Origin of the sequence: Bdellovibrio bacteriovorus (genome assembly GCF_025558485.1) — a bacterium.
Taxonomy (GTDB): Bacteria; Bdellovibrionota; Bdellovibrionia; order Bdellovibrionales; family Bdellovibrionaceae; genus Bdellovibrio; species Bdellovibrio bacteriovorus_G.
The window spans coordinates 2,937,628-2,961,409 of record NZ_CP102930.1; the positions used below are offsets into that span (position 1 = coordinate 2,937,628).

Consider the following 23,782-nt stretch of genomic DNA (forward strand, 5'->3'; position numbering starts at 1 on the left):
ATGAAAAGCGGATACGATCAGTTCTTTAAGAATGCCCGTCAAGCGGCCGGCCAGCAACAAGGCGGCGTTAAGTTTCAAAAGAAACCTCAATCCACGAAACTTCATCTTGATCTGGCTTCTGAAGACGTTGAACAGCAAATCCGCCGTCGCATGAAAATGTCTGCTCCGAAAAAATCCAAAAAAGCTCCGGTGCCATGGAAAATGATTGTGTTTTCATTCGTCGGGTTGCTGGTGGCAATCTGGGGTTTCCAGAATTACGAAGAAGTTGAAAACATCGTCAAACGCGTTGAAGTTCAGATGACGGGTGAGGCAATTGCCCAGGCTCCTGTGCAGCCCGCAGCGCCGGCTCCGGGAGATGCCGGCCCGCAACTGGAAAAAACCGAAGCCCCTGCGGCTTTAAGCAGTGCGGAAATTGATCATCTGCAAAAACTGAATGAAAGAAAAAAAGAACTTGATGCGCGTGAAGAAGAACTGAACCGCATGGAGGCTGAACTTGGCACCCAAAAGGTGGAGTTGGAAAAACGCCTGAAGGATCTGGAGGAAATGCGCACCCGTATTTCCTCGATCCTGGAAGAGCGTGTGAAGGCCGACGCGGAAAAAGTCGATACTTTGGTACAGATGTACACCAATATGAAGCCCCCACAGGCGGCCAAAGTCTTTGAGACGATGGACGAGGATTTGGCCATTGAGATACTTGGCCGTATGAAAAAGAAGAATGCTGCTGATATTATGAATTTATTGAAGCCTGAAAAAGCTCAGATTCTGTCTGAGATGTTTGCGGGCTACAAGCGTCGTGCTCCTGCGAGCACGAAGTAGTAACAACGATTTTTTCCAGGGAAGGAGGAAGGTTTGTTACAGAGTATCGTACCCCCCATGGTGGGTGCGACCGAGCTGAAGTCACCACCCGGTAAAACGGTGGACAAGGACTTCAAAGGTTCCGGATCCGATTCTTCATTCGGAAAGGCTCTCGAAGAGAAAATAACTTCGAAAAGCCCGAAAGAAGAATCTCCGCAACGGGAAGTGAAGGCGAAGAATGAAAAGCCGGAGCAAGCCGAAGCGAAGAAGGGGAAAGAACCCGAGGTCAGCCAAAACGATGGGAAAATAGAAAAGAAGGGAACGGTTCGACAGCAAAAAATCAAAGAATTCATGGACTCCTTCGAGAGTGAATTCGAAATATCCCCCACGCGACTCGTGGAGGCGATGGCCCAGCTGGACGACACCCAACTAATACAATCCCCGGAAGACACGGCAGAGGCTGTGATTGCGCAATTGGGACTGCCAGAGGAAGACGCTGACAAAGCTCAGGCGATGTATGCCTCTTTGCTGATGCAGTTGCAAAAGAATCCGCCTCAGGCCAAGGCACCTGAATTTACCATTGGCACCGGCGTGACCCAGCAGGGCATGCAGATGCGCGTGGATCAGGCTCAGGCCAAGCAGGATATGCTGGGCGCCACAGTTGACCGTTTGAATCAGAAATTCTGGAAATCTCCTCAGCCACAGTCTGCGGCGATGTCGCATCTGGATGCGGGCACGATGCAGAATATGGATTTGGACGAAGCTTCCTTTACGCCGGAAGCCGGCCTTCCAATGACGGAAGAAATGGCTTTGCCGGAAATGGCTCAGGCACCGATGGCGAAGTTGCCGGAGCTTCCTCCTCATCTGCAAGGGCAGATGCAGGAAACAATGTCTCCGGCACTGCTGGCGGCATTGGCGGCAAGGAAAGCCGCAGAGGCTCAGGCTGCCCAGGGGGCGGGAGCGACAACGGCTGCTGCAACCTCGGAAGAGGGTGCGGAACTGATGGCTGAGTTCTCTCAGGCACTGAAAGCGCCGGAGGCTCCGAAAGTTCCCACATCCCAGGCTCTGAATCCTTTACAGGTGCAGGCGAAAATGCAGGATCTGCTGCGCAATGAATCGCAAGGTTCCATGATGCAGCAGCAATCGGGCAACTTTATGCAGCAGGGGACAGGGGCTGAAAAAGAGGCTGTCGCTGACAAAATGAATATCAAGTCCGCAGACTTTAAACATAGCTTGCAGGGGCTTGAAGGTCTTCACGGCGCTCCGATCAAGGGTGAAACTTTGACTGTGCCGACGAATACCGCTCCGGTTGCGGGCCTGGCTCCACAAGGGCAGGCGAATCCCGCTGAAAATGAAGCGGCGGTGAAGCAACTGATGAATCAGGCGCAGTACCTGATTAAGCGCGGCGGTGGTGAAATGAAGGTTCAGATGACCCCGGAGGGCATGGGAACCATTCATCTCAAAGTGATGCTTCAGGATGGCAAGGTGAACCTGCAAATGTCGGCGGATACTCAGGAGGCTAAAAAGACCATCGAGTCTAGTCTAGCTGAACTGAAAACCAGTCTTGCTGCTCACAAACTGTCCATGGAGAATGTAAAGGTGGACGTTGTGAACACGACTTCCGCGGATACGGCGACCCAAAACCAGACCAACATGAACGGCAATCAGCAAAGAGATCAAGCCCGTCAATTCTGGAACCAGTTTAATGATAACTTCGGTTCCCAGGGACGACGCGAATCTTTGACTGACATGCCTTCATTGAAAGGTTATGGCGGACGTCGCGATCCACTTCAACCGATCGAGACACGCACGACAGCGCCGGCTCGCAAAGTTGAAGGCAAAGGCAGTGGACTTAACCTGGTTGCATAAAGGAGTTATGCATGACAATGGTAAACGCGAAATTGGGAGTGAATGCATTCGGGGCGACTCAGACAAAACCTGAGACAGCAGGTCCTTCCAATTTGAGTGCGACAGACAGAGAAAAACTTGGCGGCGAAAACGTCGGTGAGGTTCTGAATAAGATTGTCGATGCCAACTGGACAGATCCATCCAAGAAAGTTCGTACAGCTGGTAATGCCAGCTTGGATAAGGATGCTTTCTTTAAGCTGATGCTGACACAGATGAAAAATCAGGACCCGACAAATCCATTGAAGAGCCATGAGATGGCGGCACAGTTGGCAAGCTTCTCCTCTCTGGAGCAGATGCAGAACATGAACAAGTCACTTGATGAAATGAAGAATGGACAGAAGCCTTCAGAAAACTTCCAGGCGTTGAATCTGATTGGCAAGGCTGTCGCAGGTGATTCCTCCAAAGTGGTGCGCGGTGTGAATGACAAAGAGCATGACTTCAAGTTCAATCTTCCAATGGACGCAAGTGAAGTGACGGTGAAAGTTCGTGACGCTGAAGGAAACATTGTGCGTACGTACAATCTGAAATCCCTGAAGCAGGGTGCGAACAAACTGACGTGGAATGGTGAGGACGAGAAGGCAATGAAAGCGGCTCCGGGTGAATATCAGTTCATCGCAGAGGCGAAGACTGCTGATGGGAAGAAGCTGGGAATCAAAACAGACTTCGATGGAATGATCACGGGTGTGAGCTATTCCAATGAAGGCCCTGTGCTGCATGTGGGAAATCAGGCGATTCGTTTCTCTGACGTGAAAAAGATCACAGACCCACGTCTTATGACCACTGACCAGAAAATAAATGATGTAACAAACCTAGACTTGAAGAAAGATGATGCTAAAGGACAAACTATGAAAGAGGGGAATGCAGAGTTACAAAACTCTTCCATGAATCCCGCTCCTGTAGCAAAATCTAACATCATGAACAATGTGGGTTTGTCCCGCGACATGATGGAAAAGATCGCTAAGGAGACGGCGAAGTAATGGTCGATTTAAAAAAGATACAAACTCTTGATCAACTCATCCCGCAGCAACCAGGGAAGGTGAAACAACCGGATCTGGCTGGGGGACCCTCCTTCAAGGAGACTCTGAATCAGGTTGGTGGCGTGCCGCCGCAAAATCTGGGACAGATGCAACCTCCGGGCTTGAATAAAGCCATTGAAGGAATCAAGTTCTCGAATCATGCGATTGAGCGCATGAGAACCCGGGGCATCAGTTACAGCCCTGAGGATCTCACGAGGATCTCAGAAGCGGTGACGAGAGCGGCGGCAAAAGGTTCGAAGGATTCATTGATTCTGATGGATAACTCGGCACTGATTGTCAGCGTGAAGAACAACACGATTGTGACGGTGATGGATAAGAATGCATTGAAAGAAAATGTGTTCACGAACATCGACTCAACAGTGGTGCTCTAGGCGCAAAATAGCTGAATGCCATCCCGACGTGATGGAATAGGCTGATCCCGCTGCGGCTCAGGATGAGCGGAAGTGGATGGTTTTAAAAACTAAATATTAGGGCTGGTCCTCGTAGAGGAGGCCCTCCAAAAACGGTGGATTTCGACTAAATCTGCCAACGACATGGAGGTCACATGGGTATTCTTTCTTCATTGTACACTGGTGTATCCGGTATGACAGCGCAAGGCGAGGCTTTGGGTGTTATCGGGGATAATATCGCCAATGCGAACACTATCGGTTTTAAAGCAAGCCGCGCGGAATTCCAGGACATCATTTCCAAAAACTTGAAAGGTATCCTTGGTGGTAACCAAATCGGCCGTGGTGTGAAGATCGGTGCCGTAAATCCAATTCTTTCCCAGGGTAACATCGACGCAACTGAAAAAGTGACTGACCTTGCCATCTCTGGTGACGGTTACTTCAAGGTTAAAGGTTCTGACGGTGAATCCTTCACTCGTGACGGTTCCTTCCACTTTGACCGTGAAGGTTACCTGGTAACTAATGACAATCAAAAAGTTCAGGGTTTCGCAACAGACGAAAAGGGCAACATCGTTAATAAAATGACGGATATCAAGTTCCCTCGCGCCCTGATTCCAGCGAAAGCGACAAAAGAATTGAAGTTCGACCTGAACTTGGACTCCCGTATGGAGCCAACCAAGAAGTTCGATATCAATGATCCATACTCCACGTCTCATTACTCCACTGGTGTTGAGATGTTTGACTCTCAGGGTAACAAACACCTTGTCAGCTTCTTCTTCAACAAAACCAATGACCGTGAATGGTCTTTCAAAGGTTTGGTTGACGGTAAAGAGATTTCTGGCGGCGAAGAAGGAAAAATGTCCCAGGTGGCGGAAGGTAAACTGACTTTCACAGTTGATGGTAAGCTGGAATCCCAGGAAACCACTTCCACGAACTTCAACTTCAAGGGTGGTGCCCTTCAGGATCAACAGGTTAAAATCAACTTCGGTGATGCTATCAAGGATGGCGGTAAAGGTTTGGATGGTACTAAACAGTACGGTAAAAACTCCGATCTGATCTCCTGGCATCAGGACGGTGCGGCTGCCGGTACAATCACAAGCTTGTCCTTCAATGACGAAGGAACATTGACTGCCGTGTATTCCAACGGTCAGGCTAATGACCTTGCGCAGATCGCTCTGGCGAAGTTTGAAAACCCTGAAGCTCTGTTCAAAGTCGGTAACAACCGTTTGAAAGAATCCAGAGACTCCGGAACTGCCTCTGTAGGTGCTCCGGGTGCAGCAGGTCGCGGTAAATTGTTCGCGAAATCTCTTGAAAGATCCACAGTGGATTTGGCAACAGAGTTCGTAAACATGATCCAAAACCAACGTGGTTTCCAGGCCAATGCCAAAACAATCACGACGACAGATGAACTTTTGAACGAGGTTATCCAGCTTAAACGTTAATTCTTGATAATCTGATCTAAACCATAGAAAGACCATGTCACAGGCTCCCTGACCAGGAGCCTGTTTTTTTATTTTGCAAGAAGGTTTCAAGGGTGGATTTGTTTCATCTCGGCAATTCTGATCTGCAGAGCGATTAAATCTCTGTAATAATAAGCATTTCAGGCTACAATATGAATATTCATCCTTTTGTTTAGAAACAAATCTGCTATAAATTGGCTTACAGATATAACATTAGGAACCCGAAACAAAGGTGACCCGAGATGAGATGCTTAGTAGTCGAAGACGATAACGAAATTGCAACGATAGTGAAGCAGGGCCTGGGGGAGCTTGAGGGCGAAGTCGAAGTTGAGTCCAATGGGCGTCGCGCTTACGAACGTGCTCTAACGAATCATTACGATATTATCGTATTGGACCTGATGCTGCCTGAGATGGATGGTTACACTTTCGCAAAATCCCTGCGTGAAAAAGAAGTGAACACTCCTATTCTGATCCTGAGTGCTTTGCGAGAGTTGGATGACCGCCTTAAAGGTTTGAGCATGGGTGGTGATGACTATCTGACAAAGCCTTTCGCCATGGCGGAACTTCAAATCCGTGTGAAGAATCTTTTGAAAAGATCCCAAAAAGCCTCTGAAGTGACCCAGTTGGTTTTCCAGGATCTTAAGTTGAACCGTTTGAATCGTGATGTGGTTCGTGCGGGCCGCAAACTCGACCTTCAGGAAAGAGAATTTGTTCTTCTTGACCTGTTCATGAGTAATCCAAATAAAATCATTGGTAAGCAGACAATTCTAAAAGAAGTCTGGAACTATGATTTTGACCCTCAAACCAATGTGGTGGACGTCCTTGTATGCCGACTCAGAAACAAGCTGGAAAAAGATTTCCCTACACGCCTTATCTATACGGTTAGAGGTGTAGGATATGTTCTCAAGTCGTCTTAAACCGACGTTATTTAGAATCAGCACCAAATTGACGCTTGCGTACTCTCTGGTGCTGATTCTTAGTTCCACAGTCATCTTTAGCTTTCTTTATTTTCAAATCAGCCATGGCCTGCAAGAGCAGGAACGTGTGCTTTTGACCTCCAAGCTCGAAGAATACCGCAATCGTATCGAAGTGCGCGGCTTGAGCGAGTTTAACGACTATTTTCTTTATATTCCCAATTATGACCGGGATGCGGCTTTGCTGGTGACCGTGTTTGCGCCCAAAGGTCAGGTAAGTTTCTTCCACGAGCCTTTTCCCAACTTTAAACTGGGTGAAGAGGCACTGAAGAAAGAGCTTAACACCCATCGGGGACAGAGCTTTGAATTCATCATGCAGGAATTGCACGGTGGGGATGCCGTCTATGTGGTGGGTACAACTTTAAAGGATGGCAGTCGTCTGATCGTTGGAAAAAGCCGCGAGGCTTTAAGTCAGCAGCTGCGCAATCTGCAAAAGATCTTCTGGTGGCTGCTGGGGCCTGTGGCTCTGATCGGCTTCCTGGGGGGACTGTTCCTTTCCAATCGGACTCTCAGTCCGGTGCGAGAACTGATCACGTCGATGAAAAAAATCGAGGGCGGTTCCCTGTCCACTCGTGTGCCCGTGGGAGGCAGTGACGACGAACTGGAGGAATTGAAAGTTCTATTTAATAAGATGCTTGATAAAATCGAAGGTCTGGTCAGCGGCTTGAAAGAGGCCTTTGACCATCTGGCTCATGATATTCGCACTCCGGTCACGCGTCTTCGTGGTCGTGCGGAACTGGCTTTGACCAGCGAAGGAGATGTGGAATCTTATCGCGAGGCTTTGCAAAGCTGTTATGAAAACTCGGACAAGATTTTGAATTTCCTTCAGGTCCTGACGGATATCACAGAAGCCGAGAATCGCAGTAAGCGTTTAAAGCTGGAAAAGAAATTTATCAGCGATCTGGTGAAAGAGATTATGAGTCTGTACGAGATGGCCTTTGAGGAAAAAGACATCAAGGTGATTCAAAAGCTCGACAGTCATGACTGGGCGATGGTGGATGCAAAACTTATCAGCCGTGTGGTCGCCAATCTTCTGGACAACGCCCACAAGTACACGCCATCCGGTGGCGAGGTCACTATTGAAACCATCAATCACACGGAAAACGTGATTATTCGTGTGACGGATTCAGGTCCGGGTATTTCCGCAGATGAACATGGAATGATCTGGCAGAAGCTTTACCGCAGTGATAAGAGTCGTTCTGAATACGGTATGGGCCTGGGCCTGACATTTGTGAAAGCGGTCGTTGAGGCCCATGATGGCAAGGTGTCCGTGCGCAGTCCCGTAAAAGACGGCCGCGGAACAGAGTTTGAAGTGCTGCTGCAAAAGATGTCTTAGTTTTTTTGTGTCCCATAAAGTGGGAACTTCGACGAAAGTCAGAGTTCCAGCAATGTCTAGAAAACCGGAAAGATCTGGCCCGCTTATTTCAAGTCGGACATAATAGAAGCACTTCTATGAAAAAACAGATTCTCATCGGATGCCTTCTTGTTATCACTGTTTTGTCTTTCTTCGTGGCAAAACAATTCCTGTTCAAAGCTGAGCTGAGTGATGAAAATTTGGGGCCGACGCTGGCGGAAGTGCGCAACGTAAAAAACGAACTTCGCTACAAGCATGTTTCCGGCTTTTTTTGGGCCGATGCCGCCCAATCACAAAAACTTTATAATGGTTCTGAAGTCTTTACCGGCAGCTCATCCGAAGCGCAGATTGAAATGCGCAATAAAGATGTGGTGGTGGTTCCGGAAAAAACTCTTTTGCGTATCACGGACAGTCCTGAAGGTGGCAGCCTTACTTTGAATTTGGAACAGGGACAGTTGCAATTGGAAGGCCGTGGGACTGGCAAGCCGTTAAATCTGCGTGTGGGTTCTTCCGACTTGACTCTAAATGCAGATGCACCCTTTGGTCTTTTTGTGAAAAAGGACGCGTCTGGCGAAGTGGCTCTGTCATTGTCCTCTGGACAGGTGACACTGGAAGGTGACGGAATAAAAAAGGCCTTAACTGCCGGTCAGGCGATCGAGCTGAAACCGCTGACTCCGGAGCCTGCCAAGACAGAACCTGTTGCTCCCGGGACAGGAGGGGGAACAACACCTCTGCAAGGAGCTGAAAAGAATGCCGGAGGTAGTGTGGCGCCGAAAGCCGCTGCACCCAAGCTCGAGTTGAGCGATGTGGAGCAGGACAAAATCGTTCTGCTGGAACCACCAAGCAGGAAAGTCATCTACGGGTCTCATCTGGAATTCTTTAAGTGGAAACAGATTCCGGATAAAAAAGTGACATTGGAATACAGCCGCACAGCAGACTTCTTGACCGAAAGCAGGCAGCAGGACGTGACGGGTATGAAGGAAGCGGTGCTGCCCAAGGATATGGGTACGGGCGAATACTATTGGCGTCTGGTGGTGCAGGACAAGGGTGTACCCCAGTTTTCAGAAACCCGCAGCTTCCGTTTGGAAAGCCTGAAGGGGAATAAGATCAGTGATCCGGTTCTGAATTTTAAAGAGCGTGGGAAGTGGCAGCTGAACGTTCCGGTGGAGGGTGCCAAAACCGGCGAAAAGTTCCATCTGCAGGTCGGTAGAAACAAGAGCTTTGAAGATCTTTTTGATGAGTACGAAGGTCCGGAACCTTTGCGCAGCTTTATTGACGCCGCCGGTGAATATCGGGTTCGTGTGCGTAAATCCTATGGCAGCAGTCTTTATTCGGACTGGTCTGATGAAAAGAAAATCTTTGTCCGTCCGCCATTGACGGCGCCGTTGCTTTCCAAGGCAGATGAAAAGCTGAACGATGCTGGGATGATCGAAATGGGGTTGTCCTGGACGCCGGTTCCGTATGCTCAGGACTATCTGGTGCAAATTGGTGAAGGTCCGAAGTTCACCAGGGTTTTGAAAAATGTTGTGGTGGATAAGTCCCCTTACGTTCTTAAACACAATGAAACAGTGCCAGGTTATATGCGTGTTGTGGCAAGATCTCCGGAAGGAGAATACTCTCCACCATCTGATGTCTATCAGGTGAAGGGTTTACTGCGTGGTCCGGCTATAGAGAAAAAGGAAGTGTTGCCGCCATTATTTGAAAAGCCCGGCAGCACACCGCAGTTCCATTTGCTGTGGACGCATCGTGAGGCTGCAAAGAAATATCGTGTGGAATTGAGTCGTGATCCGAAACTGGCCAACTCACAAACGATGGAAACCGAGAACGTGGAGTTCTTCCATAGTGTGAATGACGAGGGCTGGTATTATTTCCGGGTCTGGCCACTGGGTGACAACAGTAAGTATTTCTCTGTGCCGACATCGATTCTGGCCGTGTCTTATGGAAAGCCGGGGCCGCTGATTACACCCAAACTGCTGACACCGAAAAAGAATGAGGTTTTTTTGATTCCCCGTGGAGTTCCGGTGTCGATCAAGTTTTCCTGGACGGAGTCTCCGGAAAATGAATGGTATGCACTGGAAATGGCACAAAATCCAAATTTCACGGATGCCACACACATCAAGGTCGAAGCCCAGGAATATGTCTTGAAGAATCCGATTAAAAACGGACAGTGGTATTTCCGGGTGCGAGGAAGAAATCAATACCGGGCCTCTGCTTGGAGCGAAACAGGAGTGTTCTACTTTGGCGTCTCTAAGTAAGTATTTTGCGATGGCAATTATGGTTTTGGCGGGTGGTACTGCGATGGCGCAGACACAGGCCCGTAAAACTGTAAAGGCCGAGCAGATTATGATGAATAAGGCACTGGTGGAAGTGATTCCATTTTCATCACTGCAAAAACATATTCATCCTTTTCAGACAGACTGCCGCAATATCCTGCGTGAACCCAAGGCCGTGTGGGACCAGTTTGAAATTATTAAAATGCCAAATCAGGAAGTCATGCAGCTGAAGATTTCCGGTGAATTGCAGGAGGATCTGGACATCCGGTTCTGGAGCCGCCGTATCCTTTTGTATGATAAGGATAAAAAGCCCCTGGCGCCGGTTATCCTGCCGCTGGTGAATCTGCCATTGAAGGGTGAAAATGGCAGATTTCTAATATCTTTGAATGTGCCTCTGAATGCACAGATGATCGCTGTGCCCTTGGAATTGTTTGGGTCAGACCGTTTCCGTTACCTGATTCAGATCAAAAATATCAGTCAGGAAATGAAGATCACGGCCTTGCCGATTCTGGACAAGGTGGGTAAGGACTTCTGTTCACGCAATCTGATGTGGGCCGGAGTTGGATTGATGGGGGCCGCGCAGAAACAGGATACCAGCCCGGTTCTGACCACGCTGGATCAGCAGTCCTTTACTTTTGACACTCTTTCGTTTGAACGCCGTTGGAACTGGAAAGTGGACAGATCCATTCGTGTGAATGGTTACACCAGCAGTTTTTCCTTCAGTAATTTACTGGGAACGTCAGGAACTGAAAGAATTTATGATATCAAGGGCGATGTGACCTTCACCAAACGACACTGGACCTATCGTAATCCTCTTTTCAAAGTTCAATATGGCTATCTGGTCGGAGGGGATTTTGAAAGACGCCCTTATTCCTTTGTTAAAAGTGCCACTGAAGGCGGTATCGGCGTTGGCCAGCATGTCAGCGCCACGGCCGGTGGATATGCGGAACTCTTTTCGCATAATAATAAATGGTACACGGATGTTTCGTTAAGACTGCATCCTTTATATATGGGTATTGATCACACTTACAGTGGCGTCGGTGTTTCAGGATCTTTGGGTGTTGCCCGCCCTTTGGGGTATGAACGCTCTGTCGGAATTTACACTTACGGAAGCTTCTTTAAGGGAAAACACACGGGTTCCGATGACAAGGACAATTCGGATGTCTCTCTTTTTGAAACCCATCTTGAAGTTCGTTACGGCTGGTTATTTTAGAACATAGCTTGGCGTGTTCTGGAAGAAGGCATCATGGCCTTCGCCATAGGTGCTGGAACCCCAGCATTTTAGATCACCTAAACTAGTGACGGCACAGGCATGAACGCGATCTGTTGCCTGCGGTGCCATTCCCAAAGATAGTGACGTCGCCAGTCCATAAGAAAACGCATAGCTTGTCGTAGGGGCTGTGACGATTTGGAAGGCTGAGCTGACAAAACCACTGTTGTCCACGCCCCAGCATTTAACAGTTCCCTCTGTCATCGCTGCACAACCAGAGAAGGTTCCAAAGCTGATGGTGGAGGCTCCTGCCAATTCCGGCACGGCCGTCGGCGTCTGCACCGGAGTTCCGGCCGGGACCGAAGAAACCGGCATGATGGCGTTGGTGGTGCGAATGCCCCAGCATTTGGTTGTTCCGTCGTGAATGTAGCAAGCGCCTTCACCGCCGACAAAAACCTGAACGGCTTTTGTCGTCGTAATAGTGTCGATAAGCTGTGGGGTGTAGCTATAGCTGGTCGGTCCGATCGGAAGACCGTTGGCCAGAATGCCAGAGTTGTTCAATCCCCAGCAGTGAATGGTTTTGGTGGTGGTGTTGTTACGAACAGCACAACTGGTGCTGAGGCCGATGGCGACATTTTCGACTCCGGTGGCAAGACCGGTGACGTTCTGTGGATAGCTTAAGGCGGCTCCGGCATTGTGGCCTGATTCTCCGGCAGCGTTGTTGCCCCAGCACATCACACCTCCGGCAGTTGTGACTGCACAAGAATTATAGAAGCCCACAGTAATATCCTTGATCCCTGTGGGAAGTCCGGAGATGCCGCCGGGATAGGTGACAGGAATTTGATAAGGCACGATCACTCGTGCGGCTTCAGGTGTCCCTGCCGTGGCATTGTTGCCAAGTTGACCACTAAGATTATAGCCCCAGCAGTACACGGAACCGCTTTCGGTCAGCGCGCAATAGTGCTGATTTCGGCCCACTATTTTTTTAACGTTGGTTAGTCCCGCCAAGGTGTAATGCGGTCTGGAAATTGGATTTCGCGAATTGTTTCCAAGTTGGCCTTCGTCATTCTGTCCCCAGCAGGTGACAGTTTTATTTGCGCGAATCGCACACGTGGAATAAACACCAGTGGCCACTTGCAAATACTTGTCAAAGGTTTGCGCAGGATTAAAGGCAACGGTTCTCCATGCGTCACCGGCAATGCCATTTCCAAGTTCACCAAGTTTGTTCACGCCCCAGCACTTGATGCGGGAACTGACGGTGATCGCACAACTGACCAGTTCTGTAAGTTGGAAGTCCGTGACATTTTCATTGAAATTATCAAGCTTTAGCGGGATGTAACTTTCAAGATATTCATTCACGTTGCTTGTAGAAGGAAGACCGGCACCCCAGCAGTACAGGCTGTCATCTTCACCCAGGGCACAAGTACTGTCAGTACCTGCCTGAACTTTCACAGCTTTCACCGGCAGGGTGACTTTGTTGGCCGTAGTCCAGCCGACAGAGCCTGACGCAGCCCCACGGCGAGAGCGGTAATTACTGCCCCAGCAATAAACATCGCCACTTTCGGTCAGTCCGCATGCGTGGCGAACATCCGCCAGAATACTGCCGTTCACAGTAAGGGAAATAATATCATTAGGAATATCGGTGATACTGGTGGCCGTTGCAGATCCTGCCACATCGTTGATGGTTTTACCCCAGCACTTCACGGTGCGGGTTCCTGCGACGTCATCAATTGCGCAGGCCATGCGGTTGCCGGTGGCAACATCTATGGCTTTGGTCACAGAAGCATAAAGAGTCGGTGTTGCCACCGGTGCCGATACGGCCTGACCCGAGGTGGCTTCGTCGTTTTTACCCAAACATCGGACTTTGTCAGATGAATCAATGAAGCAGGTAAAGCCCATTCCGACAGAAACTTTTTTAACATTGCTATATCCGGCAATCTTAAGCGGAGAAGCGGATGGCGTCACCGCATTGTTGCCCAGTTGTTTATATGTATTGTCACCAAAGCAGTAAAGGTCACCCACTGTGTCGATGTAGCAGTTGTGATCGCTGTATCCGATTCCTAAAGTACGGACGTTGGCGGTACCAGCGACTTCCGTGGCATAGAAGACCTCGCCGCTTTGACCGTTGGAGTATCTTAGGCCGCCCCAGCAATCGAGTTTATTGTCTGTTCGCAGGGCACACATATGTCCCTTGGCGCCCGTCAGGCCCTTGTAGCCGGAAGCTGTCTGACCTGAAATTACCGGGTTGGCATTTAATAGTTCAATCGCAGCCTTGGAAGGAGAAGGGGCTGCATTGATAATATTCGCAATTTCAAGTTCAAACCGTTTGTTGCTGCCGGGGGTGGAATAAGTCGCGATGGAAAAATAGGTCTTGGCTGTCGTGGCTCCTGCGGGAATAACAACTTCCTGCGAAGTGATATCCGGATAAAGGAAGTCAAGACCCGCGATAGCCGTTCCAGAAACGGCTCTAAGATAGACAGTGGTGCTAAGCGAACTTGCACGGGACAACTGAATATCCGCTGAACCCATGGTTTGTTGAATATTATAAGATTCACCAACGACGGTAACCACTGGACCGACGATAAAGTTCGGTGATTGTTTTTCCAGACTGACGTTGCCGACATTGTCTGTGGCGCGAATCAGATAATAATAGGTGTCACTGTCAGCATCAGGCAAAGTCAGTCCATCGAAATAAAGAGCGTCTTTATCTTTAACCGCCCAGTCTTTAATGACGGTTGTGCCTGCTGTTTTGATCAGTTTGATTTCATACTTTGCCACACCGGAAAAAGTATCTGCTGTTACCGGAGGCAGCAGACGCGGAGACTGGGTTGTAAGCGAGCGGGTGTTGGTCAGACTCATGGAATCACTGATTGTCGGAGGGGATTTATCCAGTACAACTTTGGCGGTTACACAGTTGCTGCTGAAGCCGTCCTGAGTGCGGATTTTAACAGAGACAAAATGCTCACCCTCCACGTTCGGGACGGTGACAGTGCGTGAAGAGGAAAACGGTTCCCAGATACCGGAACAGATTGCACTGTTGGAAAAGGTCATTTCCGTTGATTCGCGAGAAGCTGTGATTTGCAGGGGAACGGAAGTCTGGCTGGTATAAGCCTTGTCGTCATTGAGTTTCAATGTCACGGTCGGAGTATTTTCACTGGAGAAAATTAACGACATGTCGTTCTTGGTGGTGCAAGAACTAAGGAGCCAAACTGTGCTGATTGCAAGAACGAGCCTGATCATGCTCTTCTTTTCGGTTTTTGAGAGCAATTATAAAGGCTTAGTCAGGTAAAATCCCGTAATGAGACACGCTCTAAGTTCCCGAGTGAAAGACTGGGGAACAGGGGCGGCCATAAGGTCCAGAAACTAGACGCCCAGATAGCTTTTGCGAACAACGTCGTTATTCAAAAGATTCTGTGCTGTGTCCTGCATAATCATGCGACCACATTCAAGAACATAAGCCCGATGCGAAATTTTCAGAGCCATACGCGCATTTTGCTCAACTAAAAGGATGGTCATGCCTTCCTGATTCAGTTTTTTTACAATATCGAAAATTTGCGCCACGATCAGCGGAGCCAGACCCAGGGACGGTTCATCCAGCAGCAGTAGCTGCGGTTTTGCCATCAAGGCCCGTGAAATCGCCAGCATCTGCTGCTCGCCTCCGGACAGAGTTCCGGCCATCTGAGCCAGACGTTCCTTCATGCGCGGGAAAAGCTCCAGACACATTTCAAGATCTTTTTTGATCCCGGCAGCGTCATTACGGGAATAAGCGCCCATTTCCAGATTTTCCAGAACGCTCATTTGGGGGAAAACACCGCGACCTTCCGGAGACTGGGCAATGCCCAAACCCACACGACGGAAGGTGGAAACTGTTTTTAGATTTTGATCTTTAAAATGCAATTGGCCATTGCAGGGCACGATGCCAGAGATCGCACGCAGAGTTGTGGTTTTTCCCGCACCATTGGCGCCAATCAGAGAGACCACCTCGCCTTGATTGACCTCGAAACTGACGCCTTTTAGAGCATGAATGGAGCCGTAAAAGACATCCAGATTTTCAACTTTTAAAAGTGGAGCACTCATTCCTTTTCCTCCACACCCAGATAGGCTTCTATCACTTTGGCGGAATTTTGCACTTTGGCCGGGGCGCCTTCCTCGATCTTTACACCATGATCCAGAACAATGATATTTTCACAAATCCCCATGACCAGCTTCATATCGTGTTCGATCAAAAGAACGGTCAGCTTGAATTCTTCGCGGATCTTGGCAATGGTTTCCATCAAATGATGGGTTTCGGAATGATTCATTCCGGCAGCCGGTTCATCCAGAAGAATGATTTTTGGGTCTGTTGCCAGTGCGCGAACGATTTCCAGTTTGCGCTGTTCACCGTAGGGCAAGGAGGTTGCAGGTTTGTGGGCTTTGTCTTCCAGATGGAAGATCTTGAGAAGATCAATGGCCTTTTCTTGCAGACGCTTTTCATCAGTTCGGAAGTTTTCTGTTTGCAGAAGCGTATCGAAAAGCCCGTACTTCACATGTTGGTGACCGGCAATCAGAACGTTGTCCAGCACAGTCAGGTTTTTAAACAGACGGATATTCTGGAAAGTACGGGTCACGCCACGATGGGAAATTTCATACGGGGCCAGGCCTTGCAGGCTTTGTTCTTCCAGCAGGACTTCTCCGGATGTGGGCTGATAGACTCCGGTCAGCATATTAAATACGGTGGTCTTGCCGGCGCCATTTGGACCGATCAATCCGGCCAGCTGACCTTTTTTAATTTGAAACTCCAGGGAATCAACAGCTTTTAAGCCGCCAAAACGCATGGTGATCTTTCGGGCCTCAAGCAGAACGTCTGACATATTTTCTCCAAACATCGCTGAGTTCCATATCGCCGAACAGTCCTTTCGGGCGCAGAATCATCATCAAAACCAAAGACAAAGAATAAATCACCATGCGCAAATCCACTCCCGTCAGTTCCTGTAGCGGGCGCAAAGCCTCTGGCAGCACAGTGATGATGATGGCTGCCACGATGGAACCGGTCATGGAACCCATGCCACCCAAAACAACCATAATGACGGCGTTCACGCTTTGCAGGAAGGTGAAAGAGGACGGGTTGATGAAGTTGGTAAAATGCGCAAACAGGGCTCCGGCAACACCGGCAAAGAAGCTGGACAGAACAAAGGCTTTTACCTTCATGCGGGTGGTGTTGATGCCCATGGCCTCTGCCGCGATTTCATCTTCACGCACACTAAGAAATCCACGACCGTGACTGGAATGCATCACGCGCCAAATGGTAAAGAAACAAATCACAATCCACAAAGAGGCAAAAGCAAAAGACCAAAGGAACGAACCAAAGCCCGGAATACCGGAAAGCCCGCGTGGTCCACCCACGAAATCCATATTCAGCAAGGCCACCCGGATGATTTCGCCAAAGCCCAAAGTCACGATGGCCAGATAGTCACCCTTAAGGCGCAAGGAAGGCAGTCCCACCAAAAAGCCTGCCACTGCCGCCACCAGACCCGCGCCCAGTGTGAAAACAAAATACTGAACCACCAACAGAGAAGACGGAGCAAAGCTCCAGCGGGTGGAGGCATAAGCGGAAAAGTAAGCCCCAATGGCCATAAAACCCGCATGTCCCAGGGAAAACTGCCCGGTATAGCCATTGACCAGATTTAGACTCATCGACAGCAGACAGTTCACACCGGCAAAAAGAAGAATCAGTTGGATGTAGGCATTCACGCTGAAATTCAGAGCCACACCCAGAAGACATAAACCCAACAGAGCCAAGGCCGGATTCTTGAATGCTTTCATCACACCTTCTCCACAGAGTATTTGCCCAGAAGGCCAGCGGGTTTAAAGATCAGGATCACAATCAGAATTCCAAAGGCTAGCGCGTCACGATAGGTGCTGGAAAGATAGGCCACAACCATTTCTTCAGAAAGCCCCATGATCATTGCGCCCAGAACAGCTCCGCCGACATTTCCAATACCACCTAATACAGCAGCAACAAAAGCTTTCAGGCCGATCATCATGCCCATCAGGGGATCAATCTTTGGATATTTCATGCCGACCAGAACACTGCCGACACCAGCCAAGGATGATCCCACGACAAAAGTGAAAGCGATGATGCGATCCGGATTTACGCCCATGAGGCTGGCCACCATGGGGTTGGCACTGACCGCACGCATGGCACGGCCGATTTTGGTTTTAAACAAAAGAAACTGCAATGCCAGCATGGCCAGCAGGCCGACCACAAGCACTGTGACGTCAAAAGAACGAACTTCAACATTGCCGATAGAGAAGATCACAAAATCTTTCATCACTTCGGGAAAGACTTTGGGATCAGCTCCGAAAACCACCTGACCGGAATATTCCAGGAACAGGCTGACACCGATAGCGGTGATAAGAACATTTAATTTAGGAGAGTTGCGTAAGGGACGGTAAGCCAGACGTTCGATCACCAGCCCCAGAAGACTGCAACAGATCATGGAAACAACAATCAGGGTCAGAAGGGTGCTAAGGCCCGGATCGTTTTCAATGCCGATCCAGCGGGCGAAGTAGTAGGCGGCAAAGGCGCCCACCATGTAAACATCAGAGTGGGCGAAGTTGATCATTTTCAGGATTCCATAGACCATCGTGTAACCCAGAGCGATCAAGGCGTAAATAGATCCAAGGCTTACTCCATTGATCAGATGCTGTACGAAATCTTGCATGTCTGTCCTTACGGGGTGATGGTGGTGATGAATTTACGGTTGTTGCCATCCACCTGAATCACAACCGCACTTTTCACGGCGTCGCGATTTTCATTCAAACTGATTTTCCCGGTCACGCCAGGGAAATCTTTTGTCTTGGCCAGTTCATCACGAATGGCTTTTCCTGACAAGTCAGGAGCTCGCTCAATTGCAGCAACCAGAATTTTTGCGGCATCATAACCCAATGCTGCCAGTGCATCCGGAGTTTCACTGTATTTCGCTTTGAATTTTTTGATGAACTCTGTCACCGCAGGGTCTGTGGATTCGGTTGTGTAGTGATTGGAGTAGTAATTGCCGTTGATGGCGTCTTTACCGATTTCGTAAAGCTTGTCAGAATCCCAGCCGTCTCCACCCATCAGTGGGACTTTCAGGCCCAGTTGGCGGGCTTGTTGTGCAATCAATCCCACTTCGGTGTAGTAGCCCGGAATGTAGATCGCATCCGGATTTTTAGAGCGGATTTGTGTCAGTTGCGCTTTGAAGTCAATGTCGCCGGCCTGATAGCTCAGATCCGCAACAATTTCACCACCGCGTTTTTTAAATTCAGCAGAAAACACGTCCGCCAGGCCCACACTGTAGTCATTTTTCACGTCACGCAAAATAGCGGCTTTTTTTACTTTTAGATTTTCACTGGCGAACTTTGCCATCACCAAGCCCTGGAAGGGATCAATGAAACAAACGCGGAAAACATAGTCACCGGCCTTGGTTACATCCGGATTTGTGGAAGCTGGGGAAACAAACGGAACCCCATGAGACTGCGCAATCGGGGCAGCGGCTTTGGAACGACCGCTGGCAACACCGCCCAGAATGGCCACAACGTTATTTTGTGTGATCAGGCGAGTGGTTGCGGAAGCAGCCTCTTCATTTTTACCCTGATCGTCCAAAGTCACCAAGCTGATCTTTTTGCCTTTGACTCCACCGGCGGCATTGATTTCATCCAAAGCCAGACGAACCCCTTTATTGGTGCTCAGTCCAAAAGTGGCATCACTGCCAGTCAGGGAATCGTATTCACCGATCACAATTTCATTTTCTTTTTTGGTGCAACCGCTTAGAAGCGGAAGAACTAAAAGCAATGCTACGAAAAGATTTTTCATGGGAACCTCGCTGTGGTTGCTTGAATGGAATATCCCATAGAATTCAAGCATCTACAGCAGAGGTCAAGATAAAACGTGAGGAAGTTTTAAGTCGCCAGAACACTCGCCAGAGAAATCAAATCCAGCTGATTCTTTTTCTCGTTTTTTGTGACGAGATCCAAAGGCACTTGAATAAGTCTTTCGCCTTCAGTTCCGATCATCACATCACAATAGCCTTTGAAAAGCGCATCTACTGCGGCTGCGCCCATACGGCTTGCAAGAATGCGATCCGCAGCGGTTGGAGATCCTCCACGCTGTTGGTGTCCCAGGATGCAGACCTTCGCGTCCATGCCGGATTTTTTACGAATGGCATCAGCCAAATCGTAAGCGCGCCCTGGTTTTTGCCCTTCGGCGGTGATAAGGATGCTGCTGGTTTTGCCGCGTGCTTTGGCATCGGCGATGCGATCAATGGCTTTTTCCACAGTGGTGTTTGCATCCGGGGTGAAGATTTCTTCAGCACCTCCTGCAAGACCGACGTGAGAAGCAATAAAGCCTGAATTTCTGCCCATCACTTCAACAATAAAAAGACGATCATGCGAAGCTGCCGTATCACGAATGCGGTCAATCGCCTCCAGTGCGGTGTTCACAGCAGTATCAAAGCCGATGGTTTTGTCACTGCCGAAGATATCGTTGTCAATCGTGCCGGGCACGCCAACCACTGGCACTTGATGTTCTTCCCACAAGGCATGAGCCCCGCGGAAAGAGCCGTCGCCGCCGATGCAGACCAAGGCGTCAATTCCCATGGCTTTGATATTTGCTGCTGCACGGGCACGCCCTTCAGGACGCATGAATTCCGTGGATCTTCCGGTTTTTAAAATTGTGCCGCCGCGCTGAATGATATTGGCCATGTCACGCAGTTGCAAAGGCTCGATTTTGTTTTCCATCATTCCAACGTAACCATTGTGAATGCCGTAAACTTCAAGTTTTTGAGAGATACCAACACGAACCACCGCACGAATCGCCGCATTCATTCCCGGAGCATCGCCACCGCTTGTATATACACCAATTTTTTGAATTTGCTTTTGAAATTGAGCCATGAAAAGAGGCTACCGGAGCTTTGAGATATAGACAAAATAAAAAAGGCGTCCTTGAGGGACGCCTTTACCAGGAAATCGAAAGTTCTGGTTAATTACTTAACCATAGCTTTGAATTCAGCACCTGCGCGGAACTTCGGAGCCCATGCAGCAGGGATTTTGATCGCTTTACCAGTTTGTGGGTTGCGACCAGTGCGAGCTTTACGTTTAGCTTTAGTGAAAGTACCGAAGCCAACAAGTTTAACATCGTCACCTTTTTTAACGGATTTTTTGATGTTTTCTACTGCGCAATCAAGGATTGCTTCAGCTTGAGCTTTAGAAACTTTTGTTTCAGTAGCGATTTTTTCGATAAGTTGAGCTTTGTTCATTTGAACTCCTCTTTTGGATACATTTGTGTATCCGATGTTGATAATAAAATCGTGATGATAACTCTTCGTCATCCAATGACAGCCTCATGAAAAGACAAAAAGGCAAATTCGTCAATAGCAAAATATGAAAAGGTCTCTGACTGCGGCTCTCAGTGCGGATTCTAGTGCTTGCCTTCGTCGGAATAGTCCTCTTCATCAAGGGAAGTTAAAGCATCACTTGAAGAATCTTTGACGGGGATTCTGTAGGATTCGCTGGCCCATTCGCCAAGATCAATCAATCTGCATCTTTCAGAGCAGAAAGGACGGAAAGGATTTTCGGTTGAGTACAAAGCCAAACGCCCGCACTGCGGGCATTTGACCTGTCGAGATTGAGATTCGGTCATAGTCGAAATTTATTCCAAGTCCTGCTTCTGAAGCAAGACGCGGAGTTTATTGGAAACGCTGCAAGGTGCCGGTTGCGAACACAACGTTTTGGCTTCCGTACTTGTAAGCCAGGTCATAGTTGATGCTTGTGTTAGCCAAAGTTCCTTTATGAGCCTGGATTTGAATCAAGTATCTGCCAGCCGGAGTGCCCCACGCACCTTGTGCACGGATCTCAAAGGCCTGACTTGGAACACCATCTCTGTCCGGAATCAGGTTGAATGTATTTTGGTTATTCAAATAAAGCGGGTTGTAAGCCGCGCCACCTGCGCTGATACCGAAATTCAAAGCATATTGGTACCAGTTAGGTGCAGGGTAAGCTGTCAAAGTCACAGCTGGAACCATGGAAGGCCCCATTGTGAAGCTCAGGTACAAATAACCAGTGGACCAGTTGGCACACTTGGAAAGACCTGCTTCGATACCCCAGATCATGCGATCACAGATTGCGAAAGCATCTTTAAGGAAGGCTTCGTAAGCGCCTCTGTTTTTAATTTTCAAGGAACCGTTCACCTGACGGCCACCCATCATAAAGGATGTGCTGCCATCGGCAAAGCCCACGGTTGTTGTGATAACATTGCCACCGCCAGTACCACCATTGGGTAGTATGCAGGCACTGCCATTCCAGATATATCCGGAATTACACACTTGGGGATTCACATAGTTGGAATCACCACCACTTTTTCCACACGCCACCACAAACAACGCTGTGGAGATCGCGATCATTGAAGCTAAAAGCTTTTTCATAATAAACCTCTCTCTCGATACTTCTCTTCACTAAGGATGCAATACAGGAGTCGTGCCACGGGCCGAAAGCGTCCGGATGCAATTAAACCCGCAACGAAGGTGGAATCAGTGTTTAAGCTTTACCGGCAAGGGCCAAATTGTGTCACTTTGTCGATTCTTAAATAAGAAATAACAATTTCTTTCGCAAAAGCAGGGGCTTGTGAGTGCGTCTCAAAATAAGACAGTGTCCTTCCGGCAAAGCAGTGACAAAACCTGTGAGTGCTCTTGCAATCATTAGCTATGGGGTTTCCTGTTGATCTGTGATAAAGTCCCGACCGCTATGAGTAAAAAGACGAAGCAATACATTCCCTATATTTTAGCCGTGATCCTGTTGGTGGGATTGGTTGTGATGGTGCAGACGCAAAAGCCGTTGCAGGGTAAAAGTTCGCACACGTCATTTGCTCAGGATGCCGGATACTTCTATCTTCCCCCGGGCAGTGCGAATGTTTCAGGTGTGACCGAAGAGCAGTATCGTCAATTGATCGTCGATTTTCAAAGCAAGTACATGATGCCGGTTTTTAAGACGACAGGAAAACCCCTGCTGATTTCTTATGATTGGGTGAATCCGTATTTTGCCGGTGGCTCGATGGACAAAGGCACTTACTTGCAGGTGATCCTGTGGGGTGGAACTGCGCGGGCTCCAGGGGCTTCCTTGGAAGTTCTAGCCGGTATTTTGTGTCATGAGATCGGTCACACTATGGGTGAAGAACCCCGCCAGACTTTTGCGGGGGCGGAGTGGTCTTCGTCAGAAGGGCAATCGGATTTCTTTACGGGCAGAACCTGTTTGCCGGAATTTCTCAGTGCCCATCCCGAACTTGCGACAAATATCAGCGAAGAAGCGTTGTCTGTGTGTGAAGGGAACCTGTTGTGCGCGCGCACCGCTCAAGTCGGCTTAGAGATGGTTCGCTTTTTCCAAAAGTATGATTCGCAGAAATCAGATGCAGTTTCATTGCTGACGCCCGCTCCGGCTGCCCAAGAACTTTTGCGCAATGTTTATCCATCCGTGCAATGTCGTTTGGATACTTATCTGGCAGGGGCTCGGTGTCAGTTAAACGGAACTTGTCGTCCGCCGGCCTGCTGGTTTCCGCACCAGCAGGAAGATTCCCAACACCACCAGCAAAACACTGATCCAGCTTGAAACCGAAAGTCCCAGCGAAGGCCCGCGGAAGTCATCGCGGAAAGATTCCATCAGCAATCGTCCCAGTCCGTGTAAAACCATCCACAGGAAAAAAATACTGCCGGGATTGTGCAGCCAGCGCGGACGAAGTGGTCGAGCAATGGATTCAGTTCCCAACAGAATAAACAGAACCCCCAGTTCCCACAGTGATGCGTAGGCCTGTGTCGGATGGCGACCGGCCACGGCCCAGGGAAGTTCACAGGTTCTTCCATAGCAGCACCCGGCAAACAGGCAGGCGATTCGTCCTAACATATAAGAAAACGACATTACCGGGGCAAAGAGATCCAGATAATCCTCCATCTGAACTTTTGCCAGAAAGAACATATAAAAGACACTGCACAATGTGGCCAGAATGGCTCCGCCATAAAAGACAAAGCCCCCATTCCAGAAATAAAGAATACGCAGATAGTCTTCCTGATAATATGGAAAGCTTTCATAGAAGACGTGGAATAGACGTCCTCCGATAAAACCACTGACCATAATGATAAGACTTAGGTCGAGAGCCACTTTGCGGGACAGCTCTCTTTGATCCGCACGGCGAGTAATCCACACCAGAGCCAGACAGATTGTCAGACTCAGAATGAGATAGTAGGTCGGTATGGATAGATTGGGTGATATTGAGATGGTGGGAAACAAGCTTCCTCCGCTATACCGACGATAGACTTAATTTTCTTTCATTACAGGAAATATTCAAGACGATTCTAGTCAAGGGCCCGTAACTAAATACATA

At 48.9% G+C, this 23,782-nt stretch carries 21 protein-coding genes; 10 read left to right on the forward strand and 11 right to left on the reverse strand.

The window, feature by feature from the left end; translation table 11 throughout:
* From EZJ49_RS14440 to EZJ49_RS14480, 9 genes are all read left to right on the forward strand, one after another.
* Complete coding sequence (locus EZJ49_RS14440; RefSeq protein ID WP_262552918.1) at positions 1-816, forward strand: magnesium transporter MgtE N-terminal domain-containing protein; 816 nt, start codon at positions 1-3, stop codon at positions 814-816.
* 33 nt (positions 817-849) lie between these two features.
* Positions 850-2,664, forward strand: coding sequence for a flagellar hook-length control protein FliK (locus tag EZJ49_RS14445; RefSeq protein ID WP_262552919.1), 1,815 nt, complete (start codon positions 850-852; stop codon positions 2,662-2,664).
* Between the two features lie 11 nt (positions 2,665-2,675).
* Positions 2,676-3,680: a flagellar hook assembly protein FlgD gene (locus EZJ49_RS14450; RefSeq protein WP_262552921.1), complete on the forward strand. Its 1,005-nt coding sequence runs from the start codon at positions 2,676-2,678 to the stop codon at positions 3,678-3,680.
* Positions 3,680-4,111 carry a TIGR02530 family flagellar biosynthesis protein gene (locus EZJ49_RS14455; RefSeq protein WP_262552922.1) on the forward strand — a complete coding sequence of 144 codons (432 nt, stop codon included), beginning with the start codon at positions 3,680-3,682 and terminating at the stop codon, positions 4,109-4,111. The genes EZJ49_RS14450 and EZJ49_RS14455 overlap by 1 nt, the downstream gene beginning before the upstream one ends.
* Positions 4,112-4,284: 173 nt before the next feature.
* Positions 4,285-5,568, forward strand: a complete 1,284-nt coding sequence (locus EZJ49_RS14460) for a flagellar hook protein FlgE (protein ID WP_262552924.1) — start codon at positions 4,285-4,287, stop codon at positions 5,566-5,568.
* Between the two features lie 260 nt (positions 5,569-5,828).
* Complete coding sequence (locus tag EZJ49_RS14465) at positions 5,829-6,503, forward strand: response regulator transcription factor (RefSeq protein ID WP_262552925.1); 675 nt, start codon at positions 5,829-5,831, stop codon at positions 6,501-6,503.
* Positions 6,484-7,896 (forward strand): ATP-binding protein, encoded by a 1,413-nt coding sequence (locus EZJ49_RS14470; protein ID WP_262552927.1) that lies wholly within the window; start codon positions 6,484-6,486, stop codon positions 7,894-7,896. The genes EZJ49_RS14465 and EZJ49_RS14470 overlap by 20 nt, the downstream gene beginning before the upstream one ends.
* A 116-nt stretch (positions 7,897-8,012) precedes the next feature.
* Entirely contained in the window at positions 8,013-10,169 is a 2,157-nt protein-coding gene (locus EZJ49_RS14475; RefSeq protein WP_262552928.1) for a FecR family protein, read from the forward strand.
* A complete protein-coding gene (locus tag EZJ49_RS14480; RefSeq protein ID WP_262552930.1) occupies positions 10,153-11,400 on the forward strand; it encodes a hypothetical protein in 1,248 nt (415 codons plus the stop codon). Before EZJ49_RS14475 ends, EZJ49_RS14480 begins: the two co-directional genes overlap by 17 nt.
* On the opposite strand, the gene EZJ49_RS14485 is transcribed toward EZJ49_RS14480, so the two are convergent.
* From EZJ49_RS14485 to EZJ49_RS14530, 10 genes are all read right to left on the reverse strand, one after another.
* Positions 11,392-14,637, reverse strand: a complete 3,246-nt coding sequence (locus tag EZJ49_RS14485; RefSeq protein WP_262552932.1) for a hypothetical protein — start codon at positions 14,635-14,637, stop codon at positions 11,392-11,394. The two genes, EZJ49_RS14480 and EZJ49_RS14485, sit on opposite strands and share 9 nt — an antisense overlap.
* A gap of 123 nt (positions 14,638-14,760) precedes the next feature.
* A complete protein-coding gene (locus EZJ49_RS14490; protein WP_262552933.1) occupies positions 14,761-15,474 on the reverse strand; it encodes an ABC transporter ATP-binding protein in 714 nt (237 codons plus the stop codon).
* On the reverse strand, positions 15,471-16,247 hold the full coding sequence (locus EZJ49_RS14495) for an ABC transporter ATP-binding protein (RefSeq protein ID WP_262552934.1): 777 nt from the start codon (positions 16,245-16,247) through the stop codon (positions 15,471-15,473). Before EZJ49_RS14495 ends, EZJ49_RS14490 begins: the two co-directional genes overlap by 4 nt.
* Positions 16,228-17,199: a branched-chain amino acid ABC transporter permease gene (locus EZJ49_RS14500; protein WP_262552935.1), complete on the reverse strand. Its 972-nt coding sequence runs from the start codon at positions 17,197-17,199 to the stop codon at positions 16,228-16,230. The genes EZJ49_RS14495 and EZJ49_RS14500 overlap by 20 nt, the downstream gene beginning before the upstream one ends.
* Positions 17,199-18,101, reverse strand: coding sequence for a branched-chain amino acid ABC transporter permease (locus EZJ49_RS14505; protein WP_262552936.1), 903 nt, complete (start codon positions 18,099-18,101; stop codon positions 17,199-17,201). Before EZJ49_RS14505 ends, EZJ49_RS14500 begins: the two co-directional genes overlap by 1 nt.
* Before the next feature lie 8 nt (positions 18,102-18,109).
* Positions 18,110-19,231: an ABC transporter substrate-binding protein gene (locus EZJ49_RS14510; RefSeq protein ID WP_262552937.1), complete on the reverse strand. Its 1,122-nt coding sequence runs from the start codon at positions 19,229-19,231 to the stop codon at positions 18,110-18,112.
* An 86-nt stretch (positions 19,232-19,317) separates the two neighbouring features.
* Positions 19,318-20,307, reverse strand: a complete 990-nt coding sequence (gene pfkA, locus EZJ49_RS14515) for a 6-phosphofructokinase (protein WP_262552938.1) — start codon at positions 20,305-20,307, stop codon at positions 19,318-19,320.
* Between the two features lie 92 nt (positions 20,308-20,399).
* On the reverse strand, positions 20,400-20,672 hold the full coding sequence (locus EZJ49_RS14520) for an HU family DNA-binding protein (RefSeq protein WP_011165719.1): 273 nt from the start codon (positions 20,670-20,672) through the stop codon (positions 20,400-20,402).
* 161 nt (positions 20,673-20,833) lie between these two features.
* Positions 20,834-21,055 carry a DNA gyrase inhibitor YacG gene (locus EZJ49_RS14525; RefSeq protein WP_262552939.1) on the reverse strand — a complete coding sequence of 74 codons (222 nt, stop codon included), beginning with the start codon at positions 21,053-21,055 and terminating at the stop codon, positions 20,834-20,836.
* A gap of 46 nt (positions 21,056-21,101) precedes the next feature.
* A complete protein-coding gene (locus EZJ49_RS14530; protein ID WP_262552940.1) occupies positions 21,102-21,836 on the reverse strand; it encodes a hypothetical protein in 735 nt (244 codons plus the stop codon).
* A 319-nt stretch (positions 21,837-22,155) separates the two neighbouring features.
* Between EZJ49_RS14530 and EZJ49_RS14535 the strand changes: the two genes are divergently transcribed.
* Positions 22,156-23,013, forward strand: coding sequence for a hypothetical protein (locus EZJ49_RS14535; protein WP_262552941.1), 858 nt, complete (start codon positions 22,156-22,158; stop codon positions 23,011-23,013).
* Here the strand turns inward: EZJ49_RS14535 and EZJ49_RS14540 are convergent.
* On the reverse strand, positions 22,924-23,688 hold the full coding sequence (locus EZJ49_RS14540; RefSeq protein WP_262552943.1) for a prolipoprotein diacylglyceryl transferase: 765 nt from the start codon (positions 23,686-23,688) through the stop codon (positions 22,924-22,926). The genes EZJ49_RS14535 and EZJ49_RS14540 overlap by 90 nt on opposite strands.
* Positions 23,689-23,782 lie beyond the last annotated feature (94 nt).